Origin of the sequence: Ruegeria sp. HKCCD7251 (assembly GCF_013031165.1) — a bacterium.
Lineage (GTDB): Bacteria > Pseudomonadota > Alphaproteobacteria > Rhodobacterales > Rhodobacteraceae > Ruegeria.
Window position 1 is genome coordinate 397,524 of sequence record NZ_WPZC01000004.1, and the last position, 18,092, is coordinate 415,615.

Here is an 18,092-nt window from a genome sequence, read left to right on the forward strand (position 1 = left end):
TTCGGATTTGGAGGCAAAACTAAAACGCCAATTTGAATGACAGGCGAATTTACCTTTCAAAATAAGACGTTTCCGTTTCTTCCGTTTTAATCTGTTCTTGATGCAAGCTCATTCTAGGTGTTTTATCCACATGACGCTGGTCGTCATAATTTGCCAGTCGTCATAATAGTTACGCTATGTATCTTGAGCAAAACGGACCATTTGAACGACCCAGGAGATTTCATAATGGAATTGATTACTGAACAGCTTCGGGCATTTCCGATCATGGCGCTGTTTCTTTGCCTGGGCCTTGGATACGGTCTTGGAAAGTTTCGGGTTGGCAAATTCGAACTGGGTGGCATCGCCGGAACCCTTCTGGTGGCAGTTTTTGTGGGCCAGATCGGTGGCATCAACCTAAGTCCCGACGTTCAGAACGTTTTCTTTTCGCTCTTTATTTTTATGGTTGGCTACAATGGCGGGCCTCAGTTTTTTGCGGCTCTGAACCGAACCGCCCTCACGAAACTTCTGGCCGCGTTTATGATGACGCTTTGGGGGCTGTTCTTTGTCATCGTCGTCGCACGATTAGCTGGGTTGGACAAAGGCTTGGCCGCCGGGTTGGCCGCCGGAGGGCTGACCCAATCCGCAATCATTGGCACCGCAGGAAACGCGATAGACCTATTAGGGTTGGCCGCGGACGAGGCTGAAAAGCTGAAAACCAACATCGCCGTCGGGTATTCGGTGACTTACATCTTTGGCTCGATCGGCCCAATTTTGGCGGTAAGCGTTATTCCAATCATAATGCGCGTCAACCTGAGGCAAGAGGCAATCAAGCTTGCTCAGAAACTCAGCGGCGGGGGCCGCAAACTAGAAGAAGGCGAGTTTCTTCCGATGAACCGCTTCGATGCCCGCGCTTATCGAGTAAATGCGGATGCCTCGGTTTCCGGCCAATCGGTCAAAGCGATCGAAGGCGCCTATAACGGTGATCTGATCGTCGAAAAGCTGCTGCACGATGGGGTCCCGGTGGACCCGACCCCTGAAATTGTTGTGTCGGCAGGCGACGTTATTGTCGTATCTGGCCTGGTCACAACCCTGACCCAGTTCGAGGGCACCGCAAGCGGTGAGATTGGCGAATACCCGCCCGAACTGACCGTTGTCGAAGAACGCCGCAATGTCGTTGTCACCAATCGCAAGTTGGCGGGCAAGACTCTGGCCGAAATCCGCGAAGCCCTAACCGTGGATCAACGCCGCGGTGTTCATATCTCAAAGATCACGCGGGTTGGTCACGACGTACCGGTTCTGCAAAACACCGTGATTCAAGCAGGCGACGAAATCAGCATTGTCGGCCACAAGGACGACCTTAACAGAGTGGCTAAAGAGGCTGGATATGTTCCCCCTTCGGCTTCGGTCACCAATTTCATCGCGCTGGGGATCGGTGTGGCGGTCGGCTATTTGATCGGTGAGATCAGTTTTGTCATTGCAGGGACAAAAGTCGCGCTTGGCTCGGGCCTCGGCTGTCTCGTGACCGGGCTGATCATTGGATATCTGCGTGTTCGACAACCCAAGATTGGCGGTATCAACCAAGGGGCTGCGAATTTTCTGCAGAGCTTTGGTTTGGCAGTTTTCGTCGGGGTCGTTGGTCTGAACGCTGGAAAACCCGCTTTGGAAGCGATTCAACAATATGGCGTCATACTGCTGTTGTTGGGTGTTGTCGTCACTCTGATGCCCATGATCGTTCAGTTCCCGATCAATTATTACTTCCTGCGGATTAAAAACCCGATCGAGGCCTGCGCTGTCGTGACAGGATCACGCTCGGGCAACCCCGGTTTTGCCACGCTGTTAGAAAAGGCCGGGAACTCGACCCCTACACCAGCATTCACCATGACCTATGCGGTTGCGAACATTTTCCTGACGCTATGGGGGCCGCTGGTCGTCGCGTTTGTGCCGTAGGTTACAAAGGCAAGATCACGATGTTTGACCCCCACAGGGTCGGCATCGCCCTCGGACCATTACATCTCGGACTCATCTGGGGTTGGGTATGAAGACAAAACTCTGAACTGCAACGTCTTGGGCCATGCAATTACCACTCAATAGGTACAAACTGGGATAGTCGTGAAAATCCAACAAGCCCCGCTCGCGCGGCAAAAGCCGTAAATCACACAGTCTAAAAGAACTCTGTGCAGATCATCGCAGTTTGAGGAAATCACCAAGTGGCGGACCGAGGAGGATTCGAACCCCCGACCCCTTGATTCGTAGTCCAGTGTACCGCCTTTTCCTAGAATGCCCTTACCGTATCATAGAATAATAAAAAAAGGCACTATGCTCTCGATATTTTTGCTCTGGCTTCACCCCATTTACCCCTCATTTGTCATTCTTTTGGTTGCCTCAGAGTTGCCTTAAGCGTATTTCTGGGGTCGACAGTCAAGTGTTCTGAAAACGAACCCCGCCCCGACTGCATTCGGAACGGGGTTCTTGACCCAGACGATGAAAGGACCATCGCCTATGTCTGCAAATGTAGTACCCCTGCCCAAGTCGGAAACCCAGCCCGAGGAGCCGCGCCGCTTCCGGTTCGGCAAGCAGACCCTCACTCGAGCGACCACGGTATTCGCTGACACCACCGGCGTCACGCTGCGTGACACCGACTTGCGCGGGTTCGTGTGCCGCAAACAGACCTCGGCGTGGATGCTGGGTGTCGAGCGGAAGGTGCGGGGCAAGCTGCACCGCATCAGTATTGCGGAGTTCACTCCGGCGACCAAACCCGGCACCATCGAAGCAGCCCGCGATAAAGCGCAGGCAATTATGGCTGAGTTGGCCGCAGGCACCTATCTCAGCCCAACCGACAGAGCGGCGATGGACGCGCGTGAACGCGCCCTCGTGGACTTGACCATCTACAGTGCGCCCACATTCCACGGGCAGGAAAACCCACATGTCCGGGCCTCCACCATCGAAAGCTACGGGTACGCCGTGAAACGGATGTTTCTCGCCGATGTAAGGATGAGCGACATCACGTCCGAGATGGTGCGGGACGAATACCGCCGCATGCTGGGCGTGACTTCCCCGGCCTCGGCGTCCAACGCACTGCGTTCGGTTCGGGCGCTGTGGCAGTCATGGGCCGACGCCCATCCCGCAGGACAGGAGCCATCTCCCAACCCGGTGAGCAAGCTAACAGGCAAGCGCAAGGCGGTTAAGCCCTCACCTCCTCGCGAGGGTGCGCTTACACCGACTGAGCGCCCGCTGTGGTGGACAGAGGCCGAGCGTCTGGCGGTTCACCTCGGGCCGACTGGTACTCTGTATCGTGCCTTGCAGATGCTGTTCCTGACGGGGTGTCGCCGCGATGAAATCCTGCATCTGCGCTGGATGGAAGTCGGGGCCAATGTCATCACCATTCCCGCCGAGCGGATGAAGGCGGGCGTGGAACTCAAACGCCCGATAACGCCCGGAATGCGCTCCATCCTTGACGCCCAGCGCGGCGCGTCTGACGAATGGGTGTTCCCGGCAGTGCGGGGAAGTGGGCCAGCCCGCGACCCTCGCAAGGCCCTGAAACGCATCGGCGTCGGCGACATCACACCGCATGATCTGCGGCGGACCTACATTTCCACCGCTGAGATGATTGGCGTACCGAGTGTAGCGATTAAGATGCTGGTGGGTCATAGCACGGGTGACATCACCGAAGCCTATGCAAAATCTTTACGCCCCCAACTCCACGAATTTGCCGAGCGTATCGAGACCGGTCTGCTGTCATGACCCCCGACGACCTGACATCACGCGACCAAAAAAATGATAGCGATGATAATGGCAATGGAGATGGCCAACAAACCCGACGCGAAGCAGCAAACGACGGCCGCGCTCATCAAGAACGCCGTCGCCGCTGCTGCTGCTGACAGTCGTTGGCATGTCGTTCGGCGACTCGTTGAGATAGCTCTCGAGCGATACCGCGCATCGCAAAAACGATGCAAGTGCAGCACTGCGGAACTACGACTTCTTTCAAAAACTGAGGTCCGCTTTGGGCTCAATGCGGCCGTTCGCTGCAGTCTACTTCGACGCCCCCAACCGCCAGCACCAGCGACCAGTCTTCAGCACCCGGAACAGTTGTCGGCGGTTCTGTCAGCGCCGGTGGGCGGTTCTCTAGAGGTGAAAATGCCCCAGTAACCGCCCCAGTTTCTTCTGCTTCGTCAAAAAGCCGAATCTAGTCATTGTACGGCAAGGATTTCTACCACCCCAGCCAGTTCATTCATACATGGAGCGACCGCAGGCGCTTGGAGCTAAACCCTCCGAGCAATGCCCCCTGTTATAAGTTCAGAGCTAACGAATTTTTCGTGTAGCGTCCGTGGTTCCGTGATCTTGAGAAGAGACAATTCAAACGCAGAAATATGGCATGGCGGCTACACTGCCCAAAAACCAATGGTCTTCTTATAGGATCAAGCTTGTTTATCAAATTGCGCTAGGAATACGTTTTACTGAGCACCTAAAGCTCGATTTCATCTCCTGGTATTTTCATTTTTTGGTATAGTGCATGACTAAATTAAACGTTCTGACAATTGGCGCTGGCTTGCTGATTTGTTGTGGATTTATCTTATCCAGAATCGCTGTACCGGTCTTGTTGGACGATGGCTTCATTGTTGACACACTGTTTTATGGAAATCTTGGCTGGCGTGGGTTCAACGGGCTGCACCCGGTTCTTGACTATCCTCATCATTATGGTGGAGGTTTCACTTCTTTCATTGTTTTGGCATTTAATTCTTTTGGGCCGACTTTAAAAGCGATTGATTACACATACGTATTGCTGTTCCTTTTTGCATTTATTTTTGGATCAACTGTACTGCTTGGACGCGTCTCAATAGATAACGCCATTATTCTTCTCACTTGTTCAGCCGCTATTATTCTCGGTGTTAATTGCATCGAAGATGGCTTTATAGATACAATCAGCCACAGCTTTGCGTATAACCACATCGCGATCTGTTTGATGATGTTTCTGACTGTTTTTGCAACAAAAGCTTCAAAATTAACGAAAATTCTTGAATTTTTGGTCAGCCTTTTCTGCGGCGGCGTTTTATTTTTTCTTATGATTATGAAAACACCTTTCTTACTGTTTTCGCTGTTCTATTTTCCGGCTGTATGGGTAAACAGAGGTAGGAAGATTTCTTTCTATACTGTTCTGGGATTTGTATCAGCAATATTTCTCTTTGATCCCGCATTAACCCGAACGGTCGAGTCAACTGAATTGCTATTTTCTAATGATTTTAGAAGTGCTGCGGGGGGGATGCAGGGCCGCATCCTGCACGGGATTTACATTGTTCTTGCGGCGTCTCCAATACTTCTTGTTTGCGCGTCAAAGTGTTTAACGCTCTATCGCAACGACCCCACTGGAACGTCAAATTTCATATTTGCACTATCCACATGCACCCTCGGATATTTGGCCGCCAGCCTCTTTATGAATGGTTATGCCTACTTGAAACTGCTGCCGATATTGGTTGTGGTATTGCTGCTTTTGTCGGATCGTATTCGCGCGAGCAGCGCAGACACTTCCGCTTCGTCGGACCTAGTGGCCTTGGTTCTCGCAGCGCTGATCATTGCGCAAGGCGCGGTCGCTTCGATAAATTACGTCCGGATTTCTTCTGAACTGAAGGATTATTCCCTGATCGAGAAAGGTCCTGTCTCTATGTATGTGATGCCATATTTTTCGCCGGGAGAAAAAACCGGGGATACGCGGGAGGAAAGACTTTCAAATGCATCAGAAGCTTTGGCCGCTCGGAGAAAGAACGGCGATCCAGAGCGCGGGGCTGATTCCTATGTTATTTTTGCGGACGGCATTCAATTGCTTCAATCTGTGCCGGACGTTCAATCCAAACGTATCGTGTCCACCGGTGGAGGGTATGACTTCACATTCGCATTGGAAGCGCCACCTGTCGTCAGCTATCCAGTTTGGCCTTGGAACCGTGAAGCATCTGCTAATTCTCTTGTCTTGGATGATGTAGACATCGTGTTGGAATCCATGGACCCTTACAGAGCCAATGTGTTTTCGAGCGATGCGATGGCCAAACTTGAAGACGAGTTTGAACTATGCCGGACGTCCAAGTTCTTCAAAATGCATATCTCCAAAAACACCGGTGAAAACTTTTGTTAACCATTTTTTAGTGGATATTACCCAAACTCCAGGGTTTCGCCTTCGCAAACCACAAAAAAGGGTAACCATGCTCACGGTTTTACCGAGCGGCCATGCTCATCTCCAACCGAATGTGTGACTGCCATCGGCACTTCTGGCCTGATGCAGGTAGACCGCTCCAGATTTAACAACAAGCGCCTGCTGTCGTTCCATGTTTGCAAATTGAGCATAAGCGTGCACGAATCGGTGGTTTCGCGTATAGGTTGTGTTAAAATCTTATTTAAAAACAAGATCTTAACGAGTGACAAATCTGATGAAACACCATAACTGTGCAACGCGTGAAGCATAAGCGTGCAAGACCAAAATCAGGAGGCATAAGCGTGCAAAAGTAGAACAAAGACCAAGACCACTAGAAGTGCCGGCCCATGCCGCAAATATTGAAACAACACTAGTCCATCGCAAATTTGACGGGCTTCGGTGAGCATCGCACCTCGAAGACTTTTCGAGAGCTACCCACTACACCGAAATCGGATGTTGAGATGGCTCGGGCCAACTTCCGCTTTATCGGGCAAAGCTTCAATTCTCTGCTGCGCAGCATCCTGACTGTACTACGTCAGCGATGCGCAGAAACCGGACTTTGCAAAGTCTAGCTTGAGCCCAAAACGGACGTGCATTGAATTAAACGAAATTGGGCTTCGCCGCTTTCAGAAAAAAGGTTATGAGCTTCCTTCCTTAATTCGAAGTATCCCAAATCATACCTAGGTAGGAGGAGTTACCATGAAGACAGCGGTTGTGACCGGCGCTGCGGGAGGGATGGGTCGAGCCATCTGTCGCCAATTGCGGACAAATGGGTTTCATGTGATTGGGCTGGACCTCAGTGAAGAGCGACTAGACGAACTTGCGGCAGAACTGGTTTTGGATTTCACGCCTATCTGCGTTGACTTAACGGATCCCATTGCTGTCGCTCACACGTTTGATGGTATCAGGTCAGAGTATGGCGGTCTGGATGCTTTGGTAAACAACGCGGGCACCTGCTTTATGTCTGACTTCCCGCACATTCCGCCCGAAGAACTCGAACAGCAGATGACAATCAACTTCAACTCTGCGTTCCACTGTTGCCAGCAGGCGGTTCAGTTGATGTTGGAACGCGAAGGCATCAAAAAGATTGTAAATATCTCGTCGAACGGAGCTTACAATTTCGATGTGTTCGACCCTCCGCACTACCGCGCGTCAAAAGCGGCGTTGGATACTCTTACCAAAGATCTCGCCCGTCGATACGCACAGGATAAAATCTGTGTAAATTCTCTGGCACCTGCCATGACTGAGACACCGTTGTTCAATGTCTTGACCGAGGAAGTCTTGAATAAAGCCGTTAGTGCCATGCCACATGGTCATGCGATGCTACCTGAGCAAATCGCCTCTTGGGTTGGTTTTCTCATTTCACCGGCAGGGGATGTTTCCAGTGGGAATGTGATTATTCTGAACCAAGGGCGCGACGTCAGATAATTCTTTGGTGCGACATCACTTTCCGGAAAAATGGTCCAAGGGGTGGGATCAGCTGTAGACTTCTGGTGCTTTCTTCAGAACAGCCCACTGCTTTGGACAATGCCCATAGATTACAAAGGCATCTCGCTCGGATGCCAGACGCATCAACCTTTGTGCGCTGGCAATTGCTGCATCTTCGTCCCAAGACCCGGCAAACTTCTCGTCGATTTCTGCTGGTCGGGAAATCGCATCACTGGTCAATAAAATCGCCCCCGACGAAAGATCGACCATTACCGCGATCTGGCCAGGCGCATGACCGGGTGCCATCAAAACGAAGATACCCGGCCCAATCTCTACGTCGTCATCAATAACCAGGTAATCCTGCTCGGGCCATTCCATCGGCCGCATATCGCCCCAATACAAGGGGCGAGGTAAGGCTCGCTCGGCAGAGGAGATGAGAATGGGACTGTTTGGAAAGTCGCCCAATGCACCGATATGGTCGATATGGGAGTGCGTACAAATCTGTAATGTAATGTCTGACGGAATAAGCCCGAGTTTTGCCAGCTGTGCGCGTGGCAGATTATCTGGTTCGCACTTCAGAACCTCGCCAAACTCGAACAATCGATCTTCTTTGACCGCGGCGTCGGTATCAATGGCGTATTTTTCAGGAAATCCAGTGTCGATGAGTATTGCTTCTCCCAAATCTGTTCGGATCAGAAACCCGCAGATACCTATGATGCGGCCAGTGGAATGGACCTTGAACAGCCCGTAGTCCAAAACCACAAGGTCAATCGGTCGCCCTTTGACAAATCCCTCTGCTTGCACAGACTCTCTCCCTGATTGACTACAAAGATTTTGAGTAGAGCATGAAAGTCAAGATACACACACTTTTTCAATACCTACTGGATACCACGGAAGCGGATCCAGAAGCTTTCGTTGGGTTTTCCTTGTCCGAGTCGCCGCGTTTGGGTGAGTTCATGGATGCGCTGGATCCAGCGCTGCGGTTGGATTGGAACCAAAAGAGCTTTCGGGGTCTGCCTGCTTTACGACGGCATGTTTTGGACTGCGCCGGCTTGTCTGATGTTTGCAAGCCAGACGACGTTCTGATCACCGCCGGCGCCGCGGAAGCCAATTATCTTGCATTCATGCAATTGGTCCAACCGGGCGACGAAGTCGTAACGGAACGCCCGGGCTGGCCACAAGCGGGCGTATTGGCAGAGGCAGTTGGCGCGACGCTAAAAGTTGTCGACCGCGAAGAGAGTGCTGGTTGGGTATTGCCGCTCGACAAAGTTGAGGCCGCAGTAACAGCGCGCACGCGGCTCATCTTTATGACCAACCCCAATAACCCCACCGGGCAGTTGATGACACAAGCAGAGCTGGAAAGGCTTGTCCAAATCGCAGATCGCGTAGGTGCATGGCTGGTTGTTGACGAGGTTTACGCGGGATTGGAGTGGGACGGGTCCCGTGCCCCTTCGATTGCTGGTTTGTATCCAAGGGGTATCACGACGGGCAGCGTTTCCAAGGCACTGGGGCTCCAGGGGCTACGCACCGGCTGGATGATATGCCGTGATTCAAATCTCATTTGGGACGCTATTATTCTGCGGGAAAACTCGAGCGAAATTATGAATATTCTCGGCGAAGTCATCGCCGAAATCGCCTTGAGGTCTGACCGATATAATCAGGCTTTGAAAACTGCACGGGCAGCTGGGATGAAAACGCTGGAATGCCTGGATAGGTTTGTTTCCGATCAGCCCAACCTCGATTGGGTCAAACCGCAGGCTGGATTAATTGGTTTGGCACGGCTCGATGGGATTGATGGCGACGTGTTCGCCAAACGCTTGCTCGCCGATCCCTATCGGACATTTCTACTACCGGGTTCGTCTTACGGGATGCAGAACCACATCCGACTGGGTGTGGGGGGAGGTGCTGCTGCCAACCTCGACCTTGGCCTAGAGCGCATGGGCGAACTATTGGCAAACTGGTAGATTTAGGACACTCATTTCGACGGTTCGGGCTGCAAAGTCGGTCAAATAACGTTGCCCGTCCCAAGCTGACACTAAGCCCAATTTTGGTGCAAGTTCACCTGCCATACGCTGAAAGCTCTATCGCTAGAATAACGCTGTCGGCGCGCTAGTTCGAAGATGGAACAACTGATTCATAACCAAGGTTCGAAATGACAGGTTGGACAACTGAAAACGTCCAAGACTATCCGCGACCACCTGCGCTGCGGGCAGTTCCTCATCGAGTGCGGATCGAGCTCGGCGGTCAAATAATCGTGGAAACCGATCAGGCGTTTCAGGTTCTCGAAACCCACCACGCCCCCACGTATTATATTCCGCCGCAAGACATTGATGCCGTTCTGACAAAGGCCTCGGGTAGATCATTCTGCGAGTGGAAGGGTGTTGCGAGCTACTGGGACGTTCAGAGCGGGGCAGCTGCGGCTAAGAAAGCTGCGTGGAGTTATGCTGCACCAACCATCAAATTTGAACGGATTAAGGGCTATCTCGCCTTCTACGCCGGACTTATGGACGCTTGTTTTGTTGGTGAGTACCGGGTGATCCCGCAACCCGGAGACTTCTATGGAGGTTGGGTCACCGAAAACTTGAAGGGTCGCATAAAAGGCGCTCCGGGTACGGAATTTTGGTGAGGATTAATGACGGACCCTAAATCCTCGACAACCCCTTTGGCCGTTCCTACAAGCCGTTTGGTCCGTGTTGCCGGTTTGAGCAGCATGACAGCAGGCATTGCAGGGAACGTGGCAGTACGCGCCCTAAGAGAGATCGGTCGCGGTGCGCGACCCGATGTGCGTGGTTTGTTGATGACACCCGGCAACGTAGCACGAGTCGCGGATCAACTTGTTCGCATGCGAGGGGCCGCGATGAAGGTGGGTCAATTGATTTCGATGGATGCAGGTGAGGTCTTGCCGCCTGAACTGGCTGACATCATGGCGCGTTTACGAGATCAGGCGCATTTCATGCCACCGAAACAATTGCGTGACGTCCTGAACCGAGCTTGGGGTGCAGATTGGCGAAAATCCTTCAAAGATTTTAACGTTAGGCCCATAGCGGCAGCGAGCATTGGGCAAGTACATCGTGCGACATTGAAAGACGGGCGCGATGTGGCGATCAAAGTGCAATATCCCGGTATCGCGCGCAGTATCGACAGCGACGTGGCCAACGTTGCCACTCTGATTCGCATGTCAGGTCTGCTTCCCCAAAGCTTTGATCTGGCTCCGTATGTCCAAGAGGCGCGCAGTCAATTACATGAAGAAACGGACTATGAACGCGAGGGGCAATATCTGCGCTGTTTTGCTGACCTATTGCAGGGCGATGAAGTGTTTAAAATCCCAGAGTTCTATGCAGATTGGAGCACGCCAGAAGTTCTGATGATGTCCTTTCTGGAAGGTCGCCCTATCGAGGCCGTGAGTGATGCGACAAGCGAGGAACGCAATCGAGTCGCAGAGGCCTTGGTCAATCTCACGCTGCGCGAGGTTTTTGAGTTCGGTATGATGCAGAGCGATCCAAACTTTGCCAATTACCGATACAACCCATCCAATGGAAAAATCGGACTCTTGGATTTTGGCGCGGCACGCGCACTGCAACCATCTGCAATAGATGGATACGTGGATCTGTTGCGCGCCGGTTTGCTTGAAGACGGCGCGGCGCTTCGTAAGGCTGCCATGCAACTGAAGCTTATTGAAGGTGATGGCCCATTTGACGACCGGATCCTCGGAATGATCCGCAGCGTTTTCGAAGCAATTCTATCTGCGAATGAATTTGATTTCTCCGACCGAACGCTTTCCCTCCGCCTGAACAAAGAGAGTATGGCCCTGGTCGAGGTCGGCTATATCCCACCCCAGGTGCCAATGGACGTTCTTTACCTTCAGCGAAAGATTGGGGGAATGTTTCTGTTGGCTACTCGATTGAATGCCTTGCTGCCCGTGAAGATGCTGCTTAAAAAGTACGTCATCTGACCTAGCCCAATTCACTCAAAACCAACAAGCCGAACAAATACAAACCTGCGTCACTGATCAGCGTGACCAACCCAAGACGAAGTGTGACTACGGCGCGAATGTTGCCAAACGCGGATTCGAGAACGTCTTTGAAGAGCCAATCCAGCTATTAGAAATGCCCATCGTATCGGTTGATCATGTCGACGAACTTGTCCTGTTAACCGGCTTCGCTCCGAACCAAGAGGCGATCTTCGAAAGCTTCGGTCTTAAGGGCAGGAAAACTCGGTATGCAACTTCTAGCAGAGACGTTACCCCCGGTAAGCCTGCCAGACGCGCCAGCCAATGCCATTTGGGTAAAGTGCCCCAGAGTTCCGTGAACCCGCGCGCACCGGACACAAGTTCTCCATCTGGTCGGCGCACAGTGAATCGATCCATCGCTTCTTGCCGCGTTAGATTTGCACCGACACAAGTATTGGGTTCTGAAACGTCGACAAACCGCAGGTGTTCAGCGCCCTTGCAAGAAGCATAATGCCCGATCTCAACGGAGCAAAGCGGGCATGATCCATCGTAGTACACCGTAGTGTGCGGTTGATCGGCGTCATCGGATGTGAGTGCAAACTCAGTATTGTCCGTTTTGTGCATTTTGTTTGACCTTGCCCATTGGGTTTCGTCGGTTCGCTCGTGAGAGTTAGCGCGAAAACCAAAGAAACAATGGGGCAGTCGTGGAACACAGATGCGCCATGAAGCCGCAAGTTATAGTTAACGGCAGTTTTGCTCGAATTGCAGGCGTATAGGCAAAATTTTTGCATAGTGCACGAGGTTTGTAGTTATCTCGCGATTTTCTGAAGAGAGCTTAAAAGTCGCAACCACAAAAAATTGACTACAGCAATCAAATAAATTCAGTGGTTTCCGTATCGAATGATCGACGAGGCTAAATGCTGCATGAGCCTAATTTACCGATTTCGATGCGCAAACGAGATGACTCGGTTTAGATTTAGCTTTCTCCCATTAACGATGCATTGGGGGTAGATGTTCTGGGGTTCGCTGCCAATTACGCCCACGGTGCTTGGTGGCGTACAGGTCGTTGTGGTGGTCTCTTTAACCTGTGTTCAGAAATCAGAGTTCAAACAAATTAAAGTTGGGCCAACTCTGTTCTCGGTATGGTGTTTTAGGGCTCAGAGCCGTCACCAATCTTTGTCACTTTCGCCAAGGTCTCTTTCTCCAGGCCAGACGCTCATCAATGAGTTCGCGGATACTTCCATCCTTCAAGTGCCAAAGGCCGATGGCGCCTTCGCAAAGGCCGCGTCCACAGCGAAGTGGAGAGGTTATTGAAACAAAGATCCAATTTCTGTGGCCATACGTACAGTACTTGAAGAACGGAGGTATCGTGCAAGTCGTTTGGTTCAAACGGGATTTACGGGTAAATGATCATCCGGCACTTTCGCAAGCGTCTGAGGTCGGGCCAGTTCTGCCACTCTATGTTGTTGAACCGGAGTTTTGGCAGCAACCCGACGCGTCAACACGGCAGTGGAACTTTGCTGCTGAGACAATCGCCGGACTTCGAAAAGACCTTGGGGAACTTGGCCAGCCTCTTGTTGTACGCACCGGGCAGATTGTGTCGGTCCTATCCGAGTTGAAGGATTCTGGTCTAGTCGACGTACTTTGGTCACACGAGGAAACAGGGAACAATTGGACGTATCAGCGGGACCGTCAGGTCGCGGCATGGTGCAGGGATCATGGTTTGCAGTGGCACGAAGTGCAAAACCACGGCGTTTTTCGCAGGCTCAAGTCTCGTGACGGCTGGGCGGAACGGTGGGACAGGTTTATGGCATTGCCTGTTTCGTCACCAGTTGCGCTTAAACCAATCGACATAGAACCAGGGTATATTCCCACGGCGCGCGACCTCGGCTTGCGGGATGATCTGTGCGTTGGTCGTCAAGCCGGTGGACGAGCTGCGGGTTTGGAGCGGCTGAACAGCTTTCTGACCTACCGAGGCAAAAGATACCAACGCGAGTTGTCCAGCCCTTTGGAGGGAGCCGTTGCGTGTTCGCGGCTGTCGCCCCACCTGGCTTGGGGCGCGCTTTCTATGCGCGAGGTCTCGCAAGCGACTGAAAGGCAAAGACGCCAATTGCCGCCGCAATCAAAGGACTGGCGCAAATCGCTGCGCTCGTTCTCGGGCCGGTTGCATTGGCATTGCCATTTTATTCAGAAACTTGAGGATGAACCTCGGATCGAGTTTGAAAATCTGCATCGCCTCTACGACGGGCTTCGACCGAAAGCGCCAGATTGCGAGCTTTTGGCTGCCTGGTCCAACGGCGAAACGGGATATCCGTTTTTGGACGCATGCATGCGCTCATTGCAAGCGACGGGCTGGCTCAACTTTCGGATGCGCGCAATGGTGATGGCCGCGGCGAGTTATCATCTCTGGCTGGATTGGCGGGCCCCGGGGGAGCATTTAGCGCGCATGTTTACTGACTACGAACCGGGGATTCATTGGAACCAGGTACAGATGCAATCAGGCACTACCGGCATTAATTCTGTGCGGATTTATAATCCGGTTAAGCAGGGCCATGATCAGGATCCAAAAGGGTTGTTCATTCGGACATGGGTGCCGGAGTTATCCCAAATCGCGGATCAGCACATCAACGAACCCTGGAAAGCTCAAAACGCGAAACAAATCCTTGGAAAGCTCTATCCAGAGCCAGTTTTTGACCATCTCGCGGCAGCCAAGGCCGCGCGCGAGCGGGTTTGGGGCGTGCGCCGAAGTGCGGAGTTTCGCACCAAAGCACGAGCCATCGCAAAAAAACACGCAAGTCGAAAGACAAGACCAAGTGCTCGAAGAGGCTCAAGGGCTTCTCGAGATCAAAAGCAACTCGACCTGCCTTTGGGGGACCAGTCATGAAAATGCGGAAGAAAGTCTATTTGCCCCAAAAAATCTGCCCGGTTTGTCAGCGCCCTTTCACTTGGCGCAAGAAATGGGAAAACGTTTGGGATGAAGTGAAATACTGCTCGAAAAAGTGCAGGTCGGCTGCATGACCAAGAGATTTCCAGAACTCGCAAAAGCGAAAGAAACGATCAGTTTCAAACCTACACGTACTACTGGTCTGAAAAGGCTTAGGCAGTTCGTTGGCCGCGCTGGTCGGCAATATACAAGTACGCGGAACTACGATTTTGGGACCGAGCGGCGTAGTAATGTATCGGCTTTGTCGCCATGGCTGCGCCACCGTTTGATAACGGAGAACGAGGTTCTGGCAACGGTACTAGCGTCGCATAGTTTCGACGTGGCAGAAAAGTTCGTGCAAGAAGTGTTTTGGCGCACGTATTTCAAGGGCTGGCTGGAACAAAGGCCCAGCGTCTGGGCACTATATCAATGGGACTTGTTGAGCGCTTGTGAGCAGCTAGCAAATGACGAGGGCCTAGTGATCCGCTTCAATGAAGCCGTTAACGGCAATACCGGCATCGACTGTTTGGATCATTGGGCTCAGGAACTGGTGGCGACCGGCTACCTTCATAACCATGCGCGCATGTGGTTCGCTTCAATTTGGATTTATACGCTTCGTTTACCGTGGCAACTTGGGGCAGATTTCTTTTTGCGACACTTGCTGGATGGCGATCCCGCATCGAACACGCTGAGCTGGCGTTGGGTTGGCGGGTTGCACACGAAAGGCAAAACCTACCTCGCGCGCCCTGATAATATTGCCAAATACACTGAAGGACGGTTTCAACCAAAAGGCCTCGCCAAATTTGCAGAACCATTAACCGAGCCGGTAGATCACCCGCTCATTCCACTTTCATACCCGCGCACACCCCCAGACAGTCCTTATCTGTTGCTGTTGACCGAGGATGATCTGTCGGGTGAAAGCATAATGCCGACATCGCCTGTTGCCGCGATCGGACTTTTGGCGACGCAAGGTCGGTCTCCAAACCCGATGGGGGACGCCGCAAAGGATTTTGCCAAGGGCGCGATGAACAGTGCCCTGGAACCCTACGGAAAGTTTGCTCAGTCCGCCGAAGACTGGAGTGGTCCGTTGATCGAGGCAGCACGGAATGCTGGTGTCACAACCATTGCAACAGCCTATACGCCTGTCGGTCCCACTCGGTCACGATTGGATCGTGCGGAACCCTTTTTGAGGGACGCAGGCCTATCCTTGAATCGGATTCTTCGGCCTTACGACGCTTTGACATGGCCTCATGCAAGGGCCGGCTTCTTTGGCCTTCGAAAGAAGATCCCATCGCTTTTGAGCCAATTAGACCTGGCCACCCAACCAAGGCCATAGCCGGTGTCCACTGCCGCGCTTCTACTTCCTAACCAATTGTTTGCCCACCACCCCGGTGTGGCCGCCCGACCCGACGCGGTTGTGCTTTTCGAAGACCCGCTTTTCTTTGGCGATGCGTTTTATCCTGCCACGATGCACAAGCAAAAGCTTTGGCTGCACCGTGCTTCCATGACGCGCTATCGCGATGGCTTGGTCGCAAAGGGATTTAATGCCGCGATTTGGCCCTTTGAGCGGCAGCCGGGCGCATGCCTGTGCCTGTTTCAAAGTCTGCGGGACCGCGGCATCAGCCATATAATCATGGTTGATCCGGTAGACTTCATCGCAGAAAAACGCCTTCGGGCGGCGGCTGGCAGAACCAATATCACGCTCGATTTCCAGTCATCACCTGGTTTTTTGAACACTCGGGCCGACAATCAGGATTGGTTTGCCGGTCGCAAACGCTGGTTAATGGCAGAGTTCTACAAAAGCCAACGCCGCCGCTTGAATGTATTGATGGACGGCGGTCAACCGGCGGGGGGACAATGGAGCTTTGACAAGGAAAACCGTAAGAAAGTGCCCAAGGCGCTGCTGGGCAGCCTGCCGTGGATCGACTGGCCTTCCCATGACGCGGTTGATGAGGCCGCGAAAGCAAGCGTACTTGCTGACTTTCCAGAAGCATTGGGCAGTTTGGATACGTTGTACTATCCGACATCACACAAAGCTGCGTCCGACTGGCTGGCGCAGTTTCTGGAACGGCGGTTTGATCACTTTGGCGACTTTGAAGATGCCATTGTTGCGGGTGAAAGCTGGCTGTGGCATGCCGTTCTCACGCCAGCCTTGAACATTGGATTGTTGACGCCCAAACAGGTTTTGGACGCTGCGCTGGCGCATGCGGATCGCAAGGGTATTTCCCTGAATTCGGTAGAAGGTTTCGTCCGTCAGATCGTTGGCTGGCGCGAGTTTATGCGCGCGACCTATGAGAGCCTGGGTGTGCCGATGCGCACTACAAATCACTGGGGCCATCACCGCCCAATACCCCGCGCTTTCTACGACGGAACCACTGGCATTGATCCGCTGGACGACACGATCAAAAGGGTGCTCAAGACAGGGTATTGTCATCATATTGAACGCCTCATGGTTTTGGGTGGATTTATGTTTCTGTGCGAAATTGATCCGGATCATGTCTATCGCTGGTTCATGGAAATGTTCGTCGACAGCTATGATTGGGTGATGGTTCCCAATGCCTACGCGATGAGCCAGCATGCCGATGGCGGGTTGATCACCACCAAACCGTACTTTTCGGGTTCAAACTATGCTCGCAAAATGAGCAATTGGGGCAAAGGGCCCTGGGCCGATATTTGGGACGGGCTTTATTGGCGCTTTATCCTGAAACACAGCGATAGACTGGCTGGCAATCCCCGATGGGCGATGATGTGCCGTACGGCTGAACGGATGTCGCCAGAGGCCAAGAGCACACACATAAAGACGGCTGAAACTTTTTTGCGACGCATGACACAAGCATGAACACTATGGTGACGCGTGACTGATATTGAGGTCACATCCCGTGATCAACTGTGGGAGTGGCTGAGCACGCATTTTGCCCAACGTGATAGCGTCCGCCTGATCACGTGGAAGGCGGCACATCCGCAGAAATATGTCAGTCGGGACGAGGTGCTGGATGCGCTGATCGCGCATAGTTGGATTGATGGAAGACGATTTACAATCGATGAAGACCGGACGGTGCAACTGATCGGCCCGCGAAAACAGCAAGCTTGGTCCAAAAGCTACAAGGACAGAGCAGAGCGCCTTAGGCAAGAAGGCTTAATGCACCCCGCAGGAGAGGCATCCATAAATTCAGTAAGGCGTCAGGACTATGGCACTTCTTTGATGACGTCGATGCTCTGATTGTGCCAGACGATCTAACCGGTGAATTGGACCTGAACAAATGGGAGCAATTGCCCCCCTCTCATCGACGCAACGTCCTTCGCTGGATCAAGATTGCCAAGAACCCAACAACGCGCCAACGGCGGATCAACAAGACGGTCGAAACAACGCATGCTGGAAATAGAATTCAGCAAATGTAGCGCCTTCTGGTCTGCCCTTGGTTTGCAATCGTAATCTGAGCTTTCGTAGTGAATGCGTGTGGACATCAAACGAACCTGTGCTGAAGACGAACGCGTTGTTGTGCTGTCCCATCAGATCTGGCCCGATGGTCTGGTGGACGTGGGGATCGATTTTAGTGCGGTGCATGGAACTTCGAAAGGCCCTGTCGGCTAAACCGCGATAATCAAACGGCATAAGTCTGATCCAAGAAATCCGC

Annotated in this window: 16 protein-coding genes and 1 pseudogene; 14 read left to right on the top strand and 3 right to left on the bottom strand. The window is 52.6% G+C overall.

Annotated features, from left to right (window positions below; all coding sequences use genetic code 11):
- Positions 1 to 225: 225 nt before the first annotated feature.
- The 4 genes from aspT to GOX75_RS13445 all read left to right on the top strand — a co-directional run bounded on the left by aspT (position 226) and on the right by GOX75_RS13445 (position 7,585).
- Positions 226 to 1,926, top strand: a complete 1,701-nt coding sequence (aspT, locus tag GOX75_RS13430) for an aspartate-alanine antiporter (RefSeq protein ID WP_171123861.1) — start codon at positions 226 to 228, stop codon at positions 1,924 to 1,926.
- A 552-nt stretch (positions 1,927 to 2,478) separates the two neighbouring features.
- A complete protein-coding gene (locus GOX75_RS13435; RefSeq protein ID WP_171123863.1) occupies positions 2,479 to 3,720 on the top strand; it encodes a tyrosine-type recombinase/integrase in 1,242 nt (413 codons plus the stop codon).
- A 769-nt stretch (positions 3,721 to 4,489) separates the two neighbouring features.
- Positions 4,490 to 6,100, top strand: coding sequence for a hypothetical protein (locus GOX75_RS13440; RefSeq protein ID WP_171123865.1), 1,611 nt, complete (start codon positions 4,490 to 4,492; stop codon positions 6,098 to 6,100).
- Between the two features lie 771 nt (positions 6,101 to 6,871).
- Positions 6,872 to 7,585, top strand: a complete 714-nt coding sequence (locus GOX75_RS13445) for an SDR family NAD(P)-dependent oxidoreductase (protein ID WP_371808163.1) — start codon at positions 6,872 to 6,874, stop codon at positions 7,583 to 7,585.
- Positions 7,586 to 7,633: 48 nt separating this feature from the next.
- On the opposite strand, the gene GOX75_RS13450 is transcribed toward GOX75_RS13445, so the two are convergent.
- Positions 7,634 to 8,347, bottom strand: coding sequence for an N-acyl homoserine lactonase family protein (locus tag GOX75_RS13450; RefSeq protein WP_371808175.1), 714 nt, complete (start codon positions 8,345 to 8,347; stop codon positions 7,634 to 7,636).
- 83 nt (positions 8,348 to 8,430) lie between these two features.
- On the opposite strand from GOX75_RS13450, the gene GOX75_RS13455 reads away from it, so the two are divergent.
- The 3 genes from GOX75_RS13455 to GOX75_RS13465 all read left to right on the top strand — a co-directional run bounded on the left by GOX75_RS13455 (position 8,431) and on the right by GOX75_RS13465 (position 11,537).
- Positions 8,431 to 9,549, top strand: coding sequence for a pyridoxal phosphate-dependent aminotransferase (locus GOX75_RS13455; protein WP_171123871.1), 1,119 nt, complete (start codon positions 8,431 to 8,433; stop codon positions 9,547 to 9,549).
- A gap of 188 nt (positions 9,550 to 9,737) precedes the next feature.
- On the top strand, positions 9,738 to 10,211 hold the full coding sequence (locus tag GOX75_RS13460) for a DUF427 domain-containing protein (RefSeq protein WP_171123873.1): 474 nt from the start codon (positions 9,738 to 9,740) through the stop codon (positions 10,209 to 10,211).
- 231 nt (positions 10,212 to 10,442) lie between these two features.
- A complete protein-coding gene (locus tag GOX75_RS13465) occupies positions 10,443 to 11,537 on the top strand; it encodes an ABC1 kinase family protein (protein WP_371808162.1) in 1,095 nt (364 codons plus the stop codon).
- A gap of 174 nt (positions 11,538 to 11,711) precedes the next feature.
- Here GOX75_RS13465 and GOX75_RS13470 read toward each other — a convergent pair whose 3' ends face one another.
- Positions 11,712 to 12,158, bottom strand: coding sequence for a thiol-disulfide oxidoreductase DCC family protein (locus tag GOX75_RS13470; protein ID WP_171123876.1), 447 nt, complete (start codon positions 12,156 to 12,158; stop codon positions 11,712 to 11,714).
- Positions 12,159 to 12,798: 640 nt separating this feature from the next.
- Between GOX75_RS13470 and GOX75_RS20365 the strand changes: the two are divergent.
- The 7 genes and pseudogenes from GOX75_RS20365 to GOX75_RS20600 all read left to right on the top strand — a co-directional run.
- A pseudogene (locus GOX75_RS20365) lies at positions 12,799 to 13,281 on the top strand (deoxyribodipyrimidine photo-lyase); the annotation flags it as partial.
- Positions 13,282 to 13,341: 60 nt separating this feature from the next.
- Positions 13,342 to 14,418, top strand: coding sequence for an FAD-binding domain-containing protein (locus GOX75_RS13475; RefSeq protein WP_254428791.1), 1,077 nt, complete (start codon positions 13,342 to 13,344; stop codon positions 14,416 to 14,418).
- Between the two features lie 2 nt (positions 14,419 to 14,420).
- On the top strand, positions 14,421 to 14,552 hold the full coding sequence (locus tag GOX75_RS13480) for a DUF2256 domain-containing protein (RefSeq protein WP_371808331.1): 132 nt from the start codon (positions 14,421 to 14,423) through the stop codon (positions 14,550 to 14,552).
- Positions 14,549 to 15,793 (top strand): FAD-binding domain-containing protein, encoded by a 1,245-nt coding sequence (locus GOX75_RS13485; RefSeq protein WP_171123880.1) that lies wholly within the window; start codon positions 14,549 to 14,551, stop codon positions 15,791 to 15,793. Before GOX75_RS13480 ends, GOX75_RS13485 begins: the two co-directional genes overlap by 4 nt.
- A 3-nt stretch (positions 15,794 to 15,796) precedes the next feature.
- A complete protein-coding gene (locus GOX75_RS20595) occupies positions 15,797 to 17,296 on the top strand; it encodes a cryptochrome/photolyase family protein (protein ID WP_171123881.1) in 1,500 nt (499 codons plus the stop codon).
- A 15-nt stretch (positions 17,297 to 17,311) separates the two neighbouring features.
- The gene (locus tag GOX75_RS13495; RefSeq protein ID WP_171123883.1) at positions 17,312 to 17,677 is read left to right on the top strand and encodes a YdeI family protein; all 366 of its coding nucleotides are present in this window, start codon (positions 17,312 to 17,314) and stop codon (positions 17,675 to 17,677) included.
- Between the two features lie 2 nt (positions 17,678 to 17,679).
- Positions 17,680 to 17,856 carry a YdeI/OmpD-associated family protein gene (locus GOX75_RS20600; RefSeq protein ID WP_171123885.1) on the top strand — a complete coding sequence of 59 codons (177 nt, stop codon included), beginning with the start codon at positions 17,680 to 17,682 and terminating at the stop codon, positions 17,854 to 17,856.
- On the opposite strand, the gene GOX75_RS20250 is transcribed toward GOX75_RS20600, so the two are convergent.
- On the bottom strand, positions 17,804 to 18,092 hold a 289-nt coding region (locus GOX75_RS20250; RefSeq protein WP_217354438.1), incomplete at its 5' end, for a hypothetical protein. The two genes, GOX75_RS20600 and GOX75_RS20250, sit on opposite strands and share 53 nt — an antisense overlap.